A 17,623-nucleotide genomic window follows, 5' to 3' on the forward strand; every position below is an offset into this window, starting at 1 on the left:
TATCCTCTGCCGGCACCTAAAAACAGGTATCGGGTTTCAGTCAATCCTGTTTAGACGGGTAGATTGTGGTGCTTATTCCCACTGTTCAAAATTCAACCAGCAAGGATAGTATTTGAACAACCTTTAGCTTGTCTGCCTCTGCATACACCATTTATCACTTTATCCGGATGCAGGAAGAAGCAGGGTTAAACCGAAGCGCCTTAAGGAACCCTGGTATCCAATTCCGCAAAAGGCGTGATAAGCATGTTCCCGCGAAAAGGTGATTATATGAGTGTATGGAATGATTTTTACAGACTTTCGGTCCTCGAAATTAAGTTTGAGAAAAACTCAGCGGCAAAAAACGCCACCATTTATGGAAACGGTAATAATCAGGTTGCTGTTGCTGTTCGTGTCACTGTGATTGGTAAGGATAATAAGCCACTGAATATCCCTTATGATGAACTCGAGGATAAAACGCACCTGATCAATTATCAGACAGGAGAAAAGTTAAACTGGCGAGGAACGCAACCTTCTTACAACCCCCCCTGGATTTACTCCGCGGTGGATAAGGGATATTCAGACCCGGTAAACTTTGGCTCTGCATTAAATGATCCACAACACGATATAAAAAACAATCCACAACCACCGACAAAAGATAATTCCTCTAATGTGATCTTCTATATTTCGGCCAGCAAGTTATCTTCCGGACTTGATATCGGTGTGGGTATAAATATTCCTGGCGTGGGTGAATTTAATACTACGGAATATGGCACCAGCACGCATAACTCACCGGGAGGAAACGGGGGTTCGGTATTTAAAGCACCGTCATTTGTTCATGTCAGGGCCCTGGAGAGCATCGACTACAGCCTGAGTAAAAATGTCAGGTTAGATAATAATACGACCTCTTTTCAATCGTTTCATACCGTCGTTGGCGATATGCTGGTTATTCATAATAACTGGGCAGGGATTACTTACAATAACTATGAAGGAACGAGCAGCAAAGCGACAGCGGTAATAAGTCCTGCACAGGAAAATTTTAAATTCATTAAAATGAATGTGTTATCCCCGACTGTCGGTGCCGGTTTCAATCTGGCCGGTGGCGGATGCGATACCGTCTGGGGAGTGGGGGGTGGAAATTATGATGCGACCTTTATCTTTGTTAACAGAAAAGAATATGGTCTGCTTGGTGATAACCGTATTCATACCCGATGCGGGGGTGAAAATTATTATTACACGATAGGCAAGAATGATTCCCGCCATTACTGGAAAGAAGATTTGCCCGATGGCGTGATTACCGTGCGTATCTGTAATCACCGCACCCCGCGAAATGATGCTTATCAGCAGAACTGGTCAGACAGCGGAAAAGATATCCGTGTTCATGTGACGGATGAATATGGTAATTCGGGAACTGTCTCCATCACGGTCGACGATTCCTCCTGGCCGTCCTTACATGTTAACGCCTGAACTTAATAGAGTGCACTTCACATTACAGATTTAGTTTACCTGTCTGTAACCACGACTTTATACAAAAGAGAAATGAGGTTTATATGAACGAAAATTTCTCCACGCAGAGCGGAAATTTTATTAGCGCCCTGCAGACGGACGTTGATGTACGTACAGGTCAGTTTACTGTGAATTTCCCGGTGGCTACCCTGACCGGCAACCATCTGATGGGACCCGACGTGTCCCTGATACTCAGTTATTCTCCCCTGAATAACAACAATTACGGTTTTGGCCGTGGTTTCTCTGTCGGACTAACGCAGTTCGATAACCGCACTAACCTGCTGGAACTCAGCAATGGCGAAAAATACCGCGTAGCACCGGGTTCAGACACCGTTCGTAATCAGCGGCTCAAAAACTTTCGCTTTTCCTACACCAACGGACAGGACGATGCTGACGGCTATACCGTTATCTGGAAAGAGGGCAAACAGGAACGATTGTCCTTTGTGGCAGAGAACAGTTTTGTTACGACCCGGATTATCTCCCCACTGGGCCGGACACTTACGCTCGACTGGGGCTGGAGCGGTCAGTATCCACTGCTGACGCAGATCAACGATGAAACGACTCCCCTGTGCAGTATCGGGTATAACAATACCACAGAGATAATCGTCTGGCCGGACACTGACGAAGAATACCGGGTCGTGCTCGGGTTCCTCAATAACACACAGCTTGACACTCTGACCCGCCAGATTTCAGAGGACGAAAGCCTGGACTGGTATTTTAGTTACGACAACGTCGACGGCTCACAAAACCTGTTGCTGACCGGAGTCACTTACCCGACCGGCATGACTGATGAGGTGCAATACAGTCAGATAAACGGCTTAATGTACCCGGAGGCCTACGGCATCACCGGTCGTTTGCCGGCGGTTATCACCCATATCCGTAGCCCTGGCGCAGGTCAGCCAGATACACTACGGCAATTTGCCTATACAACCGAAAATTTTCTGGGTTATAACGGAAATTTCGGTGACTGGGATCCGGACAGCGATTACATCTATACCACGCTAACGGACTACCAGTATGGCTCTACGGAAACCCTTTCAGATGGCGATACCCACGTCATCACCGAGCGAACCTACAATAACTATCACCTGCAGATCGCGGAAACCGTGACCCGCGGGAGCAGCATACATCAGACTCTGACGACATATTACGCTCAAGAGGGATACTTCATTGATGCCCAGCCGCCTCAGTTTCAGATGCCAGCAACGCAGACGACCACCTGGACAGACACGTCACTTCCTGAGGGAGAACAGTCCCGTTCAGAAATAACCCTGACTGAGTTTGATGACCAGGGGAACCCCGTGCGCCTTAAGTCCCCTGATGGCACGACGACGGTCTATGAGTTCTATCCGGCGGAGGGTGACGGGGATAACTGCCCGCCCGCACTTAACGGTTTTGTACGTTTTCTGAAAAGTGCGGTAACCACGCCCCGCAGTAGTGATTATGATGACGCATCGCAACAAACAAAGACCTTTACCTATGGTCTGCTGGGCGATACGGATTATATTGTTCAAACCTCCCAGGCCCTCTTTAACGGGGCTGTAAAACTGTCAGTACGCACGACCGCTTATAATACGGACAGTAAAAGTAGTGAATTTGGGCGGATCACCGCACTGGTTGACGTCAACTATGACCAGCAACAGTCCTATACCCGCCGGCAGGATTTTGTGACCCATGTCAGCAACGGTCTGATAGATCAGACGATAACGTTTACCGGCCATGACGGGCTGACTGCTACCTCCCGACGCACGCAATCTGCCTTATCCGGTCTGGTGTTCAGCGAAACGGATGCACAGAGTGTGACGACAGTGCATACCTATGATCTGCTGGGCAGACCGCTGACCAGAACGATGGCCAGTGGCACCCTTTATGAAAATACCTATCGCTGGGAATATAGTATTGATAAAGACGGTCCCGCCACCACCGGGAAAGATGCCGTCGGTAATCAGGTACGGTATCACTTTGATGGCAGTGGGCGGGATATCAGCGAGCAACGATTCGACACAGACAATACCCAACGGTGGTTTGATATTATCTCGAGGCAGTACAATGCACTGGGGCAATATCAGACCGGCGCAGGACAGGACTGGAAGACGACGGGCACAGACACACCCGAAAATTTCGTCGTGAAGGTCAGCGCCGGATATGACCATTGGGGGAACCAGTCGCAATTGTCCTTCTCAGACCACACCCGACTACTCACGGAAACAAATCCTGTTCAGCTGGTTACCCGACAGTACTCCCAGGGCGGTGCGACAGAAAACCAGACGGTCAGTGGCAGCACGATAACCATCCTGGACAGTCAATCACAGCTTCCGGTACGTAAAGAGATGCAGGACGCCGCGGGCGCTGAACAAGGGGTGCAGAAGTATGTCTATGACGGGCTGAACCGGTTACGGGAGGAGGAAGATGAGCGTGGCAATATCACCCGGTATGACTACGATAACTTCGGCCGGGAAGCCCGTCGTGAATTAGCCGATGGCACGATAATCGAACGGGAGTATGCCGCGCATCTCAGTGACAGCCAGGTCACCCTTATCCGGATAACCGGCCCGGACGATACCGGGGAGACACAGACCCGGACAGTGGGCACGCGGGAATATGACAGTCTGGGCCGCCTCACGCAGGAAGCTGTCGGCGGGCGGATAACCACGTATGACTACAATGACGCTTCTCAGGTGCCATCTAAGGTGACCCTGCCATCAGGAGAGACCCTGCTTTATACCTACATTCCGGAGCTGAGTGATGCGGTGGCCAGTCTGACGGCCGGAGGACTCACACAAAAATTTGAATACGATCCCCTGACCGGTGACTTGCTGAAGGCAACAGAGGGCGATACGGAAGATGTGAACATATGGAACTGCTCAGGAAATCTTAAACAGGAACGATTTATCCGGCAGGATAACCCACGCCAGGCCGACTATATAAGCACCTTAACCGGAGAGGCGTTAGCCTATACCGATGTCACAGGCAGGCAAACCCGTTATAAACACAATGAGTATGGCATGATCACGGGGATAACCGATGACAGCCTGACGGTGACTCTGGACTACGACGCCATGAAAAGGCTGACCACTCAGGTTGTGAGTGACCCTGTTGCCGGTACGTCTCTGACTACCCGACTGACCTATGATGACTTCAACAAGGAAATTACACGCACACTGACGGATGACGCCGGCAATACACTGACCGTGGAGCAGACCTGGCTGCTGAACGGGCTGATGAGTACGCGACTGACCCGGCAGGCGGGGACAATACTGAAAGATGAACAGTATGATTATGACAGCCGCAACCGGCTGACCCGCTATACCGTCAGCGGAAGCATGCCGCCGCCGGATGCTTACGGCTATCTGCTGGCTGCCCAAACCTATCAATATGATGCACTGAACAATCTGACCGAAGTCGTCACCACTCTGGCAGACGGCACCACGGATATCGCGACATTCCATTATCAGAATAAGCGGGATCCGATGCAACTTTCCCGGGTGACGCACACCCACCCTGCCTATCCGCAGGTCATTGATCTGCAATACGACGCCTGCGGGCGGATGATAAAAGACGAGGCGGCACGAACGCTGACCTATGACGCAACAGGGCGTCTGATCGGGATAAGTGATAATGATAAAGGCTCAGGGACTTACGGCTACGATGCGCTGAATAAGCTCATCAGCCAGCAAGTCAGCATCGGGGATACCCGCCAGCTCTATTACCGGGGAAGTGAACGGGTGAATGAAGTGCTCACAGAACAGGGGCGGGAAATCCGGCTGCTGAAAAACGGGCACACCAGCCTGGGCATAAACGACAATCATGGGACCACACTGACGGCCGTGGATCATAAGGATAGTCCGGTATGGTCACGTCGCGGGGCTGAAGAAGTACAACTGCACGGCTGGTCCCCCTATGGTAGCGGTGATGCTGTCAATTTACTGACCGGTTTTAATGGTGAGCGGATCGATCCGCTGAGTGGCTGTTACTCTCTGGGGAACGGCTACCGGGCCTATAATCCGGTGCTGATGCGCTTCCACTGTCCGGACAGCCTGAGCCCGTTTGACACAGGAGGGATTAACCCCTATGCCTACTGCGCGGGTGATCCCATCAACTTTACCGATCCTACCGGGCATATGAGCTGGATGGGAGGACTGGGCATAGGCCTGGGTATTCTGGGGTTACTGGGGGCAGCGGTCACGGCAGGTCTTTCGGTGACGGCGACATCCATCGCGCTAGCGTTGACGACAACACTTGAGACCGGGGCGGCAGTATCAACAGCGAATGCGGTGACAGCGGCAATAGGTTCAGCGTCGGCAATGGCGCTGACACTGGGAACTGCGGGGGTTGTCGCTGACGTGACCGGTATTGCGAGCGGCGCAGTAGAGGATAAAAACCCCCGGGAATCAGCAATATTAGGATGGGTATCACTGGGGCTGGGCGCGACCGGACTGGCGGCCGGGCTGGCGGCCGGGCTTAAAGGGGGGATAAAAAGAGTGAAGACTCAGAGGATCGAAGGCATCAGGATGATTTTAGATGTGGACCTTGTCAATGGTAATGAGTTTCCCCTCGGGTATACCAATAGTTTCAGAGGGACAGGGGAAGATGCGTTCCTGATTCATGGTAGTAAAGACGGGAGATTACTCGTTGGAACAAAAGTTTCTGTAAAACCTTCGGGGGTGAAATTCGCAGACACCAGAAATACCCGGTGGATGACGCCGGCCAGACTGGCATCAGATATGAAGAGGGATCTCAATGTTGATTTATATGCAAGCAGTGGAAGATCCGGGCCAGTACATTTAGTCAGCTGTTATGCGAAAAAACAAGCTGCACAGGCACTTGCGGATGAATTAGGAAGGCCTGTGATTGGATATTCTAAAAACGAGGTAAGCGCATCCAATCTAAAATATATGCAAAATCAGAAATATACTATTAAAGCCAGTCTGAGCAACGATGACCTGCGAAGATGCTTCGGCATGGATTTGCATAGATCTGCTCCGAGGACATTTTATCCAAAGGTAGTATAACGTTGTACCGGCCTGTTTTATGAGGAAACGATAAAATCTGATAACGTCGCAGGTCATCCCCCTGAATCGGGGCGCGCTCTTAAGCGGAGTTTTCTGCAACCTGATGCAGGGGGATGTCTATGCAACGTTCACATTTACCGGCAACCCGATTTACACCCGTTTAAAACAGGCCGCAGCCGGTCCCTCGTTTCTGAACAGTACAGAGAACCAGTCAACAGCTGTGGCTGTTTTTCGAAATATTCACGTTTTGAGAACAGCCAGATTCCCCCCTTCTTAAACAGGCCACCACCGGTCCCCCGTATCTGAACAGTGCAGCAGGGGTGCCATTAACTGTGGCTAATTTTCGAAATAAGGTTCGACGTCTGGCGAAACAGAGACAGCCAGAATAACGCCTGAATCAGATAGCCAGTGACTGAAAAATTCATTAATAATAGCAGCTTAAGGCAGGATCTATCCGGAATGCGAGGGTAAAAAAGTGAGGATTCCATCAGACAGAACCCGGACAACGAAGCTGGAGGTAATACATGGCGAAGTCATGTCTCCTCTGATATTCACCGGATTGCCAGCCGTTTTTCTTCACTGCCCCTTCGGGTGGCTAAAGTCTTCTGACATCTTACCGATATCCCCCGCAGGAGATCGCTAAGCGTGAAGCCCGATTGACTGAACCCCCATTGATCACTGTTCTGCAGTCTGTTGAAGCCGGTCGCACTGTGAAAGATGTCTGCCCGTGAGCCGGCGATCCACGAAACCAGCGATGACATCCGGACGCGTTACAAAGAGTACGGAGCTCCCGCAGCCAGGCTCACAAGTCTCCGACCGTAACCTGTCGCCGAAACGTCACGGATATCCCCCGCCATTACCCGAATCCTCCCCTGCCCCTGCCCCTGTCCCTGTCCCTGTCCCTGTCCCTGTCCCTGTCCCTGTGCATTATGTGATACCGGCCAGCTGGCTACGCGCCAACCGTTCTTTGAAGACGATCGCACCCGAGTCCACACTGATAGCACGATTTAAAACACGTCTTAATGAGCGCGGGATACGATCCTGAAAAATAATGACACATTTTCAGGTGAGCAATGATAACAACAGATGGCAACAGCGCGGTCGCGGCAGTCGCGTTTAAATGCAGTGAGATTATTGGTATTTACCCGATCACCCCCAGTTCTGCGATGGCAGAACAGGCAGATGCCTGGTCAGGTCACGGTAAGCGTAATCTCTGGGGAGATATTCCACGGGTGGTGGAGATGCAATCAGAAGCCGGAGCCATCGGTACCGTTCATGGCGCATTACAGACCGGCGGGCTGGCAACATCCTTTACGTCCTCTCAGGGATTATTACTGATGATCCCCACCCTGTATAAACTGGGCGGCCAGCTGATGCCTTTTGTATTGCATGTGGCGGCCAGAACGGTGGCCACGCATGCGCTCTCCATCTTTGGTGACCATTCAGATGTCATGGCGGTCAGGCAAACCGGTTGCGCTATGCTGTGTGCCGGTAGTGTGCAGGAAGCACAGGATTTTGCCATTATCTCGCATGCCGCAACGCTGAAGAGTCGGGTGCCGTTTATCCACTTTTTCGACGGATTCCGGACCTCTCATGAACTGAACAAGATTATCCCGCTAAGCGATGAAACGCTGAAAACCCTGCTGCCACAACAGGCGATAAATGAACATCGGGCCAGAGGTCTTAACCCTGAGCGGCCGGTGATCCGCGGGACATCCGCCAACCCGGACACCTACTTCCAGTCCCGTGAAGCCACCAACCCCTGGTATGACGCCGTCTGCGGACATGTGGAAGAGACCATGCAGCAGTTTGCCTCACTCACCGGCCGCCACTACGCGCCCTTCGATTATTATGGTCATCCGCAGGCCGAACGGGTCATTATCATCATGGGTTCGGCGGGCGGTACCTGTGAAGAGGTCACCGACCTGTTACTGGGCCGGGGAGAGAAAGTCGGCGTGCTGAAGGTCCGCTTATATCGTCCCTTCTCTGCCGCACATCTGCTGGCAAAACTGCCTCACACTGTGCGCACGATTGCCGTGCTGGACAGGACGAAAGAGCCGGGTGCGCCCGCCGAGCCTCTTTGTCTGGATGTTATCAGCACGCTGGCAGATGCGGTCAGCCGTGGTGAACGCCAGGTACTGCCACGCATTTCCGGGGGCCGCTATGGACTGTCCTCTAAAGAATTTGACCCGGAATGCGTACTGGCTATCTTCAGTGAACTGGAAAAAGCGTCCCCGAAACCCCGTTTTACCGTTGGTATTTATGATGATGTCACCCGTCTTTCACTGCCATTACCTGAAAAACGTCCGCCTTCGCTGGCGCAGATGGAAGCGCTATTCTACGGGCTGGGCAGTGACGGTAGTGTCTCTGCCACCAAAAATAATATCCGAATCATCGGCGAAAATACTGACAGTTATGCCCAGGGGTATTTTGTTTATGACTCCAAAAAAGCCGGCGGGCTGACCGTTTCTCATTTACGGGTCAGTGAGCATCCTATCCGTTCAGCGTATCTGATCCGTCAGGCCGGTTTTGTCGGCTGCCATCAGCCTCAGTTTCTGAATAAATATCCGATGGCGGAGCACCTCAGCCCCGGCGGGATTTTTCTTTTGAACACACCGCATCCCCCGGAAAGCGTCTGGCAGACCCTGCCCCGGGAAGTTCAGAGTGTGCTGAACGAACGGCAGGCCAGGTTCTTTACCATTAATGCAGCGAAAATAGCCCGGCAGTGCGGGCTGGGGGCGCGTATTAATACGGTCATGCAGATGGCATTTTTCAGTCTGACCCGGGTTATCCCGCAGGAGCAGGCCAGCCAGGCTCTGGAAGCGGCCCTCGAACGCAGTTATCGCAGCAAAGGGCAGGAACTGGTCGAAAAAAACTGGCAGGCACTCGCTCTGGCACGGGGATCGTTGCATGAAATTCCGTTGCAGCCGGTCTCTGACGCAGGCAGGCCACGTCCGCCGGTGGTCTCTGATGCCGCGCCTGACTTTGTCAAAACCGTGACTGCCGCCATGCTTGCCGGTCTGGGGGATAAACTGCCGGTTTCCGCCCTACCCCCCGACGGTACCTGGCCTTCCGGCACCACGCAGTGGGAAAAACGGAACATTGCCAGCGACATTCCCATCTGGAAGCCAGACCTCTGTACTCAGTGTAATCACTGCGTCGCTGCCTGCCCTCATGCGGCGATCAGGGCCAAAGTGGTCGCACCGGAAGCGCTGGATGAGGCCCCGGTCTCCCTGCAATCACTGGATGTTAAGTCCCGGGATATGCGTGGCCGGAAATATATTCTGCAGGTGGCTCCGGAGGACTGCACCGGCTGTAATCTCTGCGTGGAGGTGTGTCCGGCTAAAGATCGCCAGCAACCGGAGATTAAAGCCATCAATATGCGACCGCACCTTGAACATGCTGACGAAGAAAAAACAAACTTTGATTTCTTCCTGCAACTGCCGGAAATGCAGAGCCAGCAACTGGAGCGGATTGATATACGCACGTCACAGTTACTGACGCCGTTGATGGAATATTCCGGAGCCTGTTCCGGGTGTGGCGAAACCCCTTATATCAAGCTGCTAACACAGTTGTGGGGGGATAGGCTATTGATTGCCAATGCCACCGGCTGCTCATCAATTTACGGCGGTAACCTCCCTTCCACACCCTATACCACCGATCGTCACGGGCGCGGACCGGCCTGGGCTAACTCATTGTTTGAGGATAACGCAGAATTTGGTCTGGGGTTCAGGCTGACGACCGATCACCGTAAAAACCGGGTGTTACGCTTACTTGACCAGTGCCGTAAGCTGGTCCCGGAGACATTATTTGCCGCATTACAGCAACCGGCGGACACAGAACAGCGGCGTGAGCAGATAACCGCACTGCAGGCAGCACTCAACGGGGTGCAGGATCCGCTGGCAGCAGAACTGCAACGGGATGCGGATGCGCTGGTGGATAAGTCTGTCTGGCTTATCGGCGGCGATGGCTGGGCCTATGATATCGGTTATGGCGGACTGGACCATGTGCTTAGCATGGATGAGAACGTCAACGTGCTGGTACTGGATACGCAGTGTTATTCCAATACCGGCGGGCAGGCGTCAAAAGCGACACCGCTGGGTGCGGTGACGAAGTTCGGAGAGCACGGCAAGCGTAAGGCCCGCAAGGATCTCGGGGTCAATATTATGATGTACGGACATGTGTATGTGGCTCAGATTTCGCTGGGAGCCCAGCTTAATCAGACAGTCAAAGCCATACAGGAAGCAGAGGCCTATCCGGGACCGTCTCTGGTTATCGCTTACAGTCCCTGCGAGGAGCACGGCTATGATCTGGCACTGAGCCATGACCAGATGCGTCAACTGACAGCCACCGGCTTCTGGCCCCTGTACCGCTTCGACCCGCGTCGCAGTGAAAACGGTAAGCCGCCACTGAGCCTGGACTCACGTCCTCCGTCAGATGCACTGGCAGAAACGCTGGGCAATGAGCAGCGGTTCCGGCGTCTCAATCAGCAGCAGCCGGAAATCGCTGAACAGCTTTGGAAAGACGCGGCAGAAGATTTACAAAGACGCTATGATTTTCTGGCAACACTTGCTGAGAAATAGCGCCGGACTGCCGTTGCCTCAGACGGCCCAGGGTCTTAGCACAGCAGGCGGACACCGGCGTCGCTGCGAAAACCCATGTTTTTTTTGCGACGTCCGCCGCTGATATGCCAACGCCGGCCTCCCGTGCCGGCGCTATCCCCGTTTCTGTCTTTATTTCCGCCCGCACGGATAAAAAAGCTGCTAACGCTGCTATTTCCTGCTAAATTACTGGTTATATAACCAGTAAGCGGATGCAGTGATCATGTTTGTGGAATTAGTATACGATAAGCGCAATGTCGAAGGTTTAGAAAACGCGAAAGAGATTATCCTGGAAGAACTGACCCGCCGGGTGCATAAAATTTTTCCGGAGGCCAGCGTGCGGGTCAAACCGATGCAGGCAAATGGCCTCAACAGTGATGCCAGCAAAAGTGATCGTGAAAAGCTGAACCGTATGCTGGAAGAGATGTTCGAAGAATCTGATATGTGGCTGGTCAGCGACTACTAGCCGCCCTCACCTGCCCCTTCTGCGCAAGGTACTTCCGGCGGGCTGGTTTATTGCGGATAAATCGGGAGCCGGTGAACATGGCTCACGCGGCATCATCGCGGTAACGGGGCCAGCCGGGAAACCGTCACATATCCTGGTCATCTATATCACAGATAATGATGCAAAAATGGACGTACTGAACAGGAAAATTGCCGGCATAGGGGCTGCGCTGTTCAGCGGCCTGACTGTGATACCAGGGAAAATGACAAAGCCATAATACAAAAAACACCGGCCGGGGCCGGTGTTTCAGTCATTGAGTTAGTTTATTTGCGGTCGATGGAATATTTGCCGGGACCGGTCAGCGCCAGCGCCAGGAAGCCCCCCGCAATACTGATATTTTTATAGAAGTTAATCATCGCCATATATTGCTCCATACCGGTCATATGCCAGTACTGATGGCCCATCAGACCAGTGATCACCGTATAAACAGCCAGCACAATCGCCAGCGGGCGGGTATAGAAACCGGCAATAATCAGGATACCAAAGCCCAGCTCAACGATAACGGCAACCGCTGCAGCCACTGAAGGTAACGGCGCACCGACAGAAGCCATATAGCCAATCGTGCCTGAAAAACCGATCAGTTTTTCCCAGCCGAACAGTACAAACAGAACCATTAACAGAATACGGACTAATAACAGCAGACCGTTACGGTATTTTTCTAATGACAGATATTGCATAGTATGACCCTCGCCTCAAAAGTGCTTATTCCCCGACTGACCGGTATGGAAAGTCTGCATATAAGCATCAATATTCTGATTAATAATATTTTTATGACAGTGTCCGGTACCCGGTGGTAGCGGAAACTATCGGTTAATCACGCTTTCAGCTTTAAACCGCACCCGTGACCTGAACGATTATGCCAGCGAAACGTAAGTTACCCTGTATCGGTGATCTGCCACAGGGTAACTCACCCGGCCTGATCTTCCCTCTCACTCAGACGCTTTATGAGCCGGAAATTATTTCATTCCTCTGCCTTGCCAGCGGAATGTCGTCATAGTACATCAACTAAATTGAGTATCAATATCCGTCATAAAAGACAGACTGTCCCCCTGCAGTGGACAATCCCTCATGGAAGCGTTCTGATTTTTGCAGCAGACAACATTTTTCTGTCATCGCACAGTGAAAATATTCATTTAACATTATGTTTTAATGATAAAATTAATCCCGATCGGTTGAGACAGGAATCCCCTGATAGCGGCACACTCTGTCAGTGAGACAGCCGGAGATCGTTCATTTTTTTTGAACAAATACAGCAAAACTTTGCCTGATTATTTGCAGGACGGCCATTGGCTAAGGCCATTTTGTCGTAGCAGGAGGCTATCAGGAGCCCTCTGTCTCTGACTGCAGGGGGAAAAGCTGCTCGCTGATAAAAGTCAGTAATGCGCGGATCACCGGGTTGTGCTGGCGATGCTGAGGGTACAGTGCATTCAGCGTTAATCCCGGTGGGGTAAAATCCGTAAGAATGCTGATCAGTCTTCCCTGCCGGATAGCTTCGCCGACCACAAAATGCGGTAGCAGCGCGATCCCCAAACTGGCTTCGGCGGACTCACGGATCACTTCCCCGTTATTACTGGTTACCGGACCACCGACAGCGACAGGATAACGTTGTCCGGCAACGGTCAGTTCCCAGCCCTGTTGTCCCTCACGGCCATAGCGCAGACAGGGATGCTTCAGCAGGTCATCCGGATGCTGCGGAACACCGGCCGACTGCAGGTAAGAAGGACTGGCACAAAGAACCATCGGCAGAACGTCCAGTTGACGCGCGATCAGACCTGAATCTGCCAGAGCACCAATTCTGAAGGCTAAATCGACCCCTTCACCCACCAGGTCAACGAACCGGTCATTCACTTCGATAGCCAGAGTCACCTCCGGGTGTTGCTGCTGAAACCGGGAAAGTAACGGCGCGACATGACGCAGACCAAAAATATGGGGCAGGCTTATCTTAAAACTGCCCATCAGCCGGGTCTGGCGCAGGGAGATCGCTTCTTCTGTTTGTCTGACTTCATCAAGGATCCGGCTGGCATGGCGAAAGAAGACCTGTCCGACATCAGTGACCGATAAGCGTCGGGTATTCCGGATCAGCAAACGTGTCGCCAGCCGGGTTTCTAATGCAGCGACCCGGCGACTGACGAACTGTTTGGAAAGCATCAGTCGTTCAGCGGCTGCCGTAAAACTACCGGTATTCACCACCATGATAAAAATACGCATATCTTCAAGAGTCATAACAAGGATTCCGGTAAGCTCTGATACCGTCCATCCGCAGACGGTTCCCGGAGGGCAGCTTAACATTTTTCGGCCGTTATCTGTCTGCTGAACGAGGGATCCCTGTGGTGACATGAAACGATTGCACTCTTGCACACCGGCGGCTATGTTAAATCAGAATGACGAAAAACCGGGAACATGCATGGAACAGAATCTGAATATTTTCGGGCAGCCGACAGGCCCCGCGCTGGAAAACTGGCAGGCGCGTACTTTCCCTGAGCCGGTCACGCTGACCGGGCAATACTGCCGTCTTGAACCGCTAAATGCCACACAGCATACCGACTCCCTTTATCAGGCATTTCATCCGGCAAACGGTAGTCCATCCTTCTGGACCTACCTGTCCGTCGGTCCTTTCGATGACCCGCAGAGTTTCAGTGCTTTTATCCGTACGGCAGTTGCGAGCCGTGACCCGCTCTTTTTCGCCGTCGTTGACCTGCGGTCTGAAAAGGCCGTTGGCCTGCTTTCACTGATGCGGACAGATGTCAGAAACGGGGTCACTGAAGTGGGGAATGTGATGTTTTCACCCTCCTTACAGCGGACCCTTTTATCCACCGAAGCCCAGTTTCTGCTGATGCAGTATGTATTTTCTGAACTCAGCTATCGTCGTTATGAGTGGAAGTGTGACAGTCTGAATGCCCCCTCCCGTAATGCGGCGTCACGGTTAGGTTTTCAGTTTGAAGGCATTTTTCGTCAGGCGGTAGTGTACAAAGGACGTTCCCGCGATACGGCCTGGTTTTCGGTTATCGACAGTGACTGGCCGGCACTGAAAATGGCCTTTCAGCGCTGGTTATCTGCAGATAATTTTAATGCACAGGGAGAACAACAGTTCCGGTTACAGCAAATGATCCAGCAGGCACAAACGCAGGCAGATCCGCGTGCTTAGCCGTCTGTCGTTTCCGGCCCGGTCTTCAGCATCGTGGACATGATTTCCCCCGCAGATAATGCCCTCCCCGGCCAGCCGCTCTCCCTGCCCGCAGGACAGTTCCTGATACAGGGGGTAATTAGCGGGACTTCCCCCCTGCTGGCCAGTGTGACATTCGATCTCGCTCATTATCACCCCCGGGATTTCGGGCAATATTCGATCCCTTGTCCGCAGGCTGTCCGCCTCGCTTCACCGAAACGTCAGGCCGAATACCTTGCCAGCCGGTGGCTGGCGGGTACTGTTTTTGCCCGCTACGGCATCCCTGACTTTGTGCTCACCAATAATGCAGATCGTTCTCCCTGCTGGCCCGCAGGATTTAACGGTTCTTTATCCCATAGTGCCGGAACGGCTTTTTTACTGGCTGATCACCAGGGCCGGCTGGCAGGGTGTGATGTGGAAAGCTGGGTCAGCCCTCAAACTGCCGATGAAATTACCCACTTACTGATGAATGAACAGGAAAAATTGCTGCTGACAGCCTGTGCACTGCCCTGGACTGTGGCCGTGACGGTGCTTTTTTCTCTGAAAGAGAGCCTGTATAAAGCCCTGTGGCCGGTCGTTCGCCAGTATATTGATTTTATGCAGGCAGAAATTACAGCCTTTGACCCGGACACCGGCCAGGCGTCTCTGCGTCTGAGAGAGAGACTGGGGGAAGAACTGCCTCAGGGCCGGGAATTCCCGGCGAGATTTCTGCGTACAGAGGCGCAGGTGTTTAGCTGGATAGTGGCCGGCTGACCCGTTATCCGGCACAACGAAAAGTCATGTTGTAGCGATACGCCCCGGTCAGCGGGTGGGAACCTGGTTTCACCGGAGCGATACCGTGGAAACGTAACCGGGAGCGTCCGCCCCAGACGACGACATCGCCATGTTCCAGCAGTACCCGCTGCAGAGCATCCGCCCGATCAAACCCGCCGAACTGAAACACTGCCGGTAATCCGAGAGACACAGAGACGATAGGCTGACGTAAATCTTTTTCATCTTTATCCTGATGCAGCGTGAGTTTACTGCCAGGGGCATACCGGTTCATCAGACATGAGTCCGGTAAAAAGCCGCTGAAGCCGGCGCTGCCGGCAGTTCTGACAGCAAACTGCTGCAGTTCTGCCGGAAGACTGACCGGCGGCACCGGCGGGTTTTCCGGATAACCGCCGCGTGAACCGCAGTGAGTCATGGCCACCGACATCCGGAACCCGCCCGGAGTGATCCGATGCTGAAACGGACGTAACGAAGCCACCTGCATAATGTGGCGAAATAACCATTGATCGTCCTCTCTGGCATAACGGCGCAGGATCACTGCATCTTCTGCCAGCACCTCCTGCCAGGGCGCTTCACCTTCAAACAGATCCAGCATCAGGTCACATCTCCCGGTTAATGATCCTGTGAAACCAGGAAAGATTTAAATAAGGGTGAGCTCCAGGTCACAAATTTGTTCCCTTCACGGATAATCAGAAAAACGGCCAGGTGCTGTTTGATGGCCAGTGCCTTCGCTTTTTCCGTGCCAAGTACCATCAGCCCGGTGTCCCAGCCATCGGCTTCCATCGCCGTAGTGGCGATAACGGTGGCTGAGGCCAGTTTATGCTCAATCGGCCGGCCGGTCACCGGATCGATAATATGGGAGATACGTTTACCGTCCAGTTCATAGTAATTGCGGTAATCTCCGGACGTACTGATCCCATGTCCCTGAAGATCGACCACGGCCTGCGCCACATCCTCCTGGTCTGTCGGTTGCTGGATAGCTACACGCCACGGACGTCCTCCGGCACTCTGGCCCCGTGACAGCAAGGCGCCTCCCACCGAGACCAGGTAATTGGTAACACCTTCAGATTCCATCAGCCGGGCCAGATGATCGGTCGCGTACCCTTCCCCCATGGTCGACAGGTCAACATACAATCCCGGCAGATCTTTCTGCAAGGCCTGCCCCTGTGAAGTCTGGATCACTTTCAGGTGTTGCAGCCCGGTGAGAGCCTTAGCACTCTCTATGGCTTGCGGGTCCGGGGTGTGTTCGGGGGCGGCAACCGGACCAAACCCCCACAGGTTCACCAGCGGCCCGACGGTAATATCCATGGCGCCGTCGGTTTTTTGTCCGATGCGCAGGGCCATTGTCACAATATCTGCCATCCCTTCACTGACCGGCCACGGTGCCGTTCCCCGGTACTGATTAAAACGGGATAACGCAGAGTCCGGCTTCCAGGTAGAAAGCTCCTGATCGTCCTGACTGAGCTGGCGGCTGATGGCCTCCTGCAACTGTGGCAACCGGGTCGCCGGCACCCCGGCAACCGTAACACGCCAGACGGTCCCCATCGTCTTACCTGACAGGACGCTGTTTTGTGCCGACACTGCCGGTGAATTATCACAACCGGCGAGGGTCAGGGCTGCTGCGAACAGTAAGCCCGCACCTGAAAATGCTTTCATCAATGATTACCCGAAATAAATAAACAGGTGTGCAGCGTGTTCGCCTCTGCCCGTCTTTGCGCCACCGACAGGGGCTCACTGCACCATACAGAGGCAGTATATTAGCAAAACTGACGGCGCTGCCCGTGAATATCCGTGCTACGCGCTGGCATAGTTATTGCAGCGTCGATTGCAGGTCCGGTGTTAATGAGCGGAGGTGCAGATGAAAATGAATCCGGTGTTCACCCGTAAGATAAAAGCGTTATGGGCAGAATGGGTCGCCTCCGGCGTACTCACTCAGGCAGGAGCCGCGCTGGAAGGTAACTATTCGGGGGGAAACTCTCAGGAGCTGTTTGCAGGAGCCACGGATCACGCCTGCCGTTCAAAGGCTGAAGAACGCCAGTGAGGCGTTCTGCGGGTATTTTTGCCGGAAATTATGCGGGGAATAACATCA

Annotated in this window: 12 protein-coding genes and 1 pseudogene; 9 read left to right on the forward strand and 4 right to left on the reverse strand. The window is 53.0% G+C overall.

Going from position 1 to position 17,623, the window contains the following annotated elements:
• Positions 1-267 precede the first annotated feature (267 nt).
• The 5 genes and pseudogenes from JK223_RS09660 to JK223_RS09680 all read left to right on the forward strand — a co-directional run.
• Positions 268-1,443, forward strand: coding sequence for a hypothetical protein (locus tag JK223_RS09660; protein ID WP_212713975.1), 1,176 nt, complete (start codon positions 268-270; stop codon positions 1,441-1,443).
• 83 nt (positions 1,444-1,526) lie between these two features.
• Positions 1,527-6,494, forward strand: coding sequence for an RHS repeat domain-containing protein (locus JK223_RS09665; protein ID WP_212713976.1), 4,968 nt, complete (start codon positions 1,527-1,529; stop codon positions 6,492-6,494).
• A gap of 1,073 nt (positions 6,495-7,567) precedes the next feature.
• Positions 7,568-11,077, forward strand: a complete 3,510-nt coding sequence (nifJ, locus tag JK223_RS09670) for a pyruvate:ferredoxin (flavodoxin) oxidoreductase (protein WP_212713977.1) — start codon at positions 7,568-7,570, stop codon at positions 11,075-11,077.
• 241 nt (positions 11,078-11,318) lie between these two features.
• Entirely contained in the window at positions 11,319-11,561 is a 243-nt protein-coding gene (locus JK223_RS09675) for a DinI family protein (RefSeq protein WP_025903367.1), read from the forward strand.
• Between the two features lie 13 nt (positions 11,562-11,574).
• Positions 11,575-11,817, forward strand: a pseudogene (locus JK223_RS09680) (hypothetical protein); the annotation flags it as partial.
• Between the two features lie 46 nt (positions 11,818-11,863).
• Here JK223_RS09680 and JK223_RS09685 read toward each other — a convergent pair.
• A complete protein-coding gene (locus JK223_RS09685) occupies positions 11,864-12,277 on the reverse strand; it encodes a DoxX family protein (RefSeq protein ID WP_212713978.1) in 414 nt (137 codons plus the stop codon).
• Between the two features lie 179 nt (positions 12,278-12,456).
• Here JK223_RS09685 and JK223_RS09690 point away from each other — a divergent pair, with 179 nt between their 5' ends.
• A complete protein-coding gene (locus JK223_RS09690) occupies positions 12,457-12,597 on the forward strand; it encodes a hypothetical protein (RefSeq protein ID WP_212713979.1) in 141 nt (46 codons plus the stop codon).
• A 323-nt stretch (positions 12,598-12,920) separates the two neighbouring features.
• Here JK223_RS09690 and JK223_RS09695 read toward each other — a convergent pair whose 3' ends face one another.
• Entirely contained in the window at positions 12,921-13,823 is a 903-nt protein-coding gene (locus JK223_RS09695; RefSeq protein WP_212713980.1) for a LysR family transcriptional regulator, read from the reverse strand.
• A 181-nt stretch (positions 13,824-14,004) separates the two neighbouring features.
• Between JK223_RS09695 and JK223_RS09700 the strand changes: the two genes are divergently transcribed.
• The gene (locus JK223_RS09700; RefSeq protein ID WP_212713981.1) at positions 14,005-14,745 is read left to right on the forward strand and encodes a GNAT family N-acetyltransferase; all 741 of its coding nucleotides are present in this window, start codon (positions 14,005-14,007) and stop codon (positions 14,743-14,745) included.
• 39 nt (positions 14,746-14,784) lie between these two features.
• Entirely contained in the window at positions 14,785-15,516 is a 732-nt protein-coding gene (locus tag JK223_RS09705) for a 4'-phosphopantetheinyl transferase (RefSeq protein ID WP_212713982.1), read from the forward strand.
• A 4-nt stretch (positions 15,517-15,520) separates the two neighbouring features.
• On the opposite strand, the gene JK223_RS09710 is transcribed toward JK223_RS09705, so the two are convergent.
• Together JK223_RS09710 and apbE are read right to left on the reverse strand one after the other, a co-directional pair.
• Positions 15,521-16,129 (reverse strand): alpha-ketoglutarate-dependent dioxygenase AlkB, encoded by a 609-nt coding sequence (locus JK223_RS09710; protein ID WP_212713983.1) that lies wholly within the window; start codon positions 16,127-16,129, stop codon positions 15,521-15,523.
• Between the two features lie 17 nt (positions 16,130-16,146).
• Positions 16,147-17,190 carry an FAD:protein FMN transferase ApbE gene (gene apbE, locus JK223_RS09715; protein WP_212713984.1) on the reverse strand — a complete coding sequence of 348 codons (1,044 nt, stop codon included), beginning with the start codon at positions 17,188-17,190 and terminating at the stop codon, positions 16,147-16,149.
• 202 nt (positions 17,191-17,392) lie between these two features.
• Between apbE and JK223_RS09720 the strand changes: the two genes are divergently transcribed.
• Positions 17,393-17,575, forward strand: coding sequence for a hypothetical protein (locus JK223_RS09720; protein ID WP_212713985.1), 183 nt, complete (start codon positions 17,393-17,395; stop codon positions 17,573-17,575).
• Positions 17,576-17,623: the final 48 nt, after the last annotated feature.

The organism is Tatumella sp. JGM118 (assembly GCF_018257515.1).
GTDB classification, from domain to species: Bacteria; Pseudomonadota; Gammaproteobacteria; order Enterobacterales; family Enterobacteriaceae; genus Tatumella; species Tatumella terrea.

What these genes read in the sequence shown, in the direction of transcription:
- JK223_RS09660 (WP_212713975.1), top strand. Translation starts at nt 268, where the DNA reads ATGAGTGTATGGAATGATTTTTACAGACTTTCGGTCCTCGAAATTAAG.
- JK223_RS09665 (WP_212713976.1), top strand. Translation starts at nt 1,527, where the DNA reads ATGAACGAAAATTTCTCCACGCAGAGCGGAAATTTTATTAGCGCCCTG.
- nifJ (WP_212713977.1), top strand. Translation starts at nt 7,568, where the DNA reads ATGATAACAACAGATGGCAACAGCGCGGTCGCGGCAGTCGCGTTTAAA.
- JK223_RS09675 (WP_025903367.1), top strand. Translation starts at nt 11,319, where the DNA reads ATGTTTGTGGAATTAGTATACGATAAGCGCAATGTCGAAGGTTTAGAA.
- JK223_RS09685 (WP_212713978.1), bottom strand. Translation starts at nt 12,277, where the DNA reads ATGCAATATCTGTCATTAGAAAAATACCGTAACGGTCTGCTGTTATTA.
- JK223_RS09690 (WP_212713979.1), top strand. Translation starts at nt 12,457, where the DNA reads ATGCCAGCGAAACGTAAGTTACCCTGTATCGGTGATCTGCCACAGGGT.
- JK223_RS09695 (WP_212713980.1), bottom strand. Translation starts at nt 13,823, where the DNA reads ATGACTCTTGAAGATATGCGTATTTTTATCATGGTGGTGAATACCGGT.
- JK223_RS09700 (WP_212713981.1), top strand. Translation starts at nt 14,005, where the DNA reads ATGGAACAGAATCTGAATATTTTCGGGCAGCCGACAGGCCCCGCGCTG.
- JK223_RS09705 (WP_212713982.1), top strand. Translation starts at nt 14,785, where the DNA reads ATGATTTCCCCCGCAGATAATGCCCTCCCCGGCCAGCCGCTCTCCCTG.
- JK223_RS09710 (WP_212713983.1), bottom strand. Translation starts at nt 16,129, where the DNA reads ATGCTGGATCTGTTTGAAGGTGAAGCGCCCTGGCAGGAGGTGCTGGCA.
- apbE (WP_212713984.1), bottom strand. Translation starts at nt 17,190, where the DNA reads ATGAAAGCATTTTCAGGTGCGGGCTTACTGTTCGCAGCAGCCCTGACC.
- JK223_RS09720 (WP_212713985.1), top strand. Translation starts at nt 17,393, where the DNA reads ATGAAAATGAATCCGGTGTTCACCCGTAAGATAAAAGCGTTATGGGCA.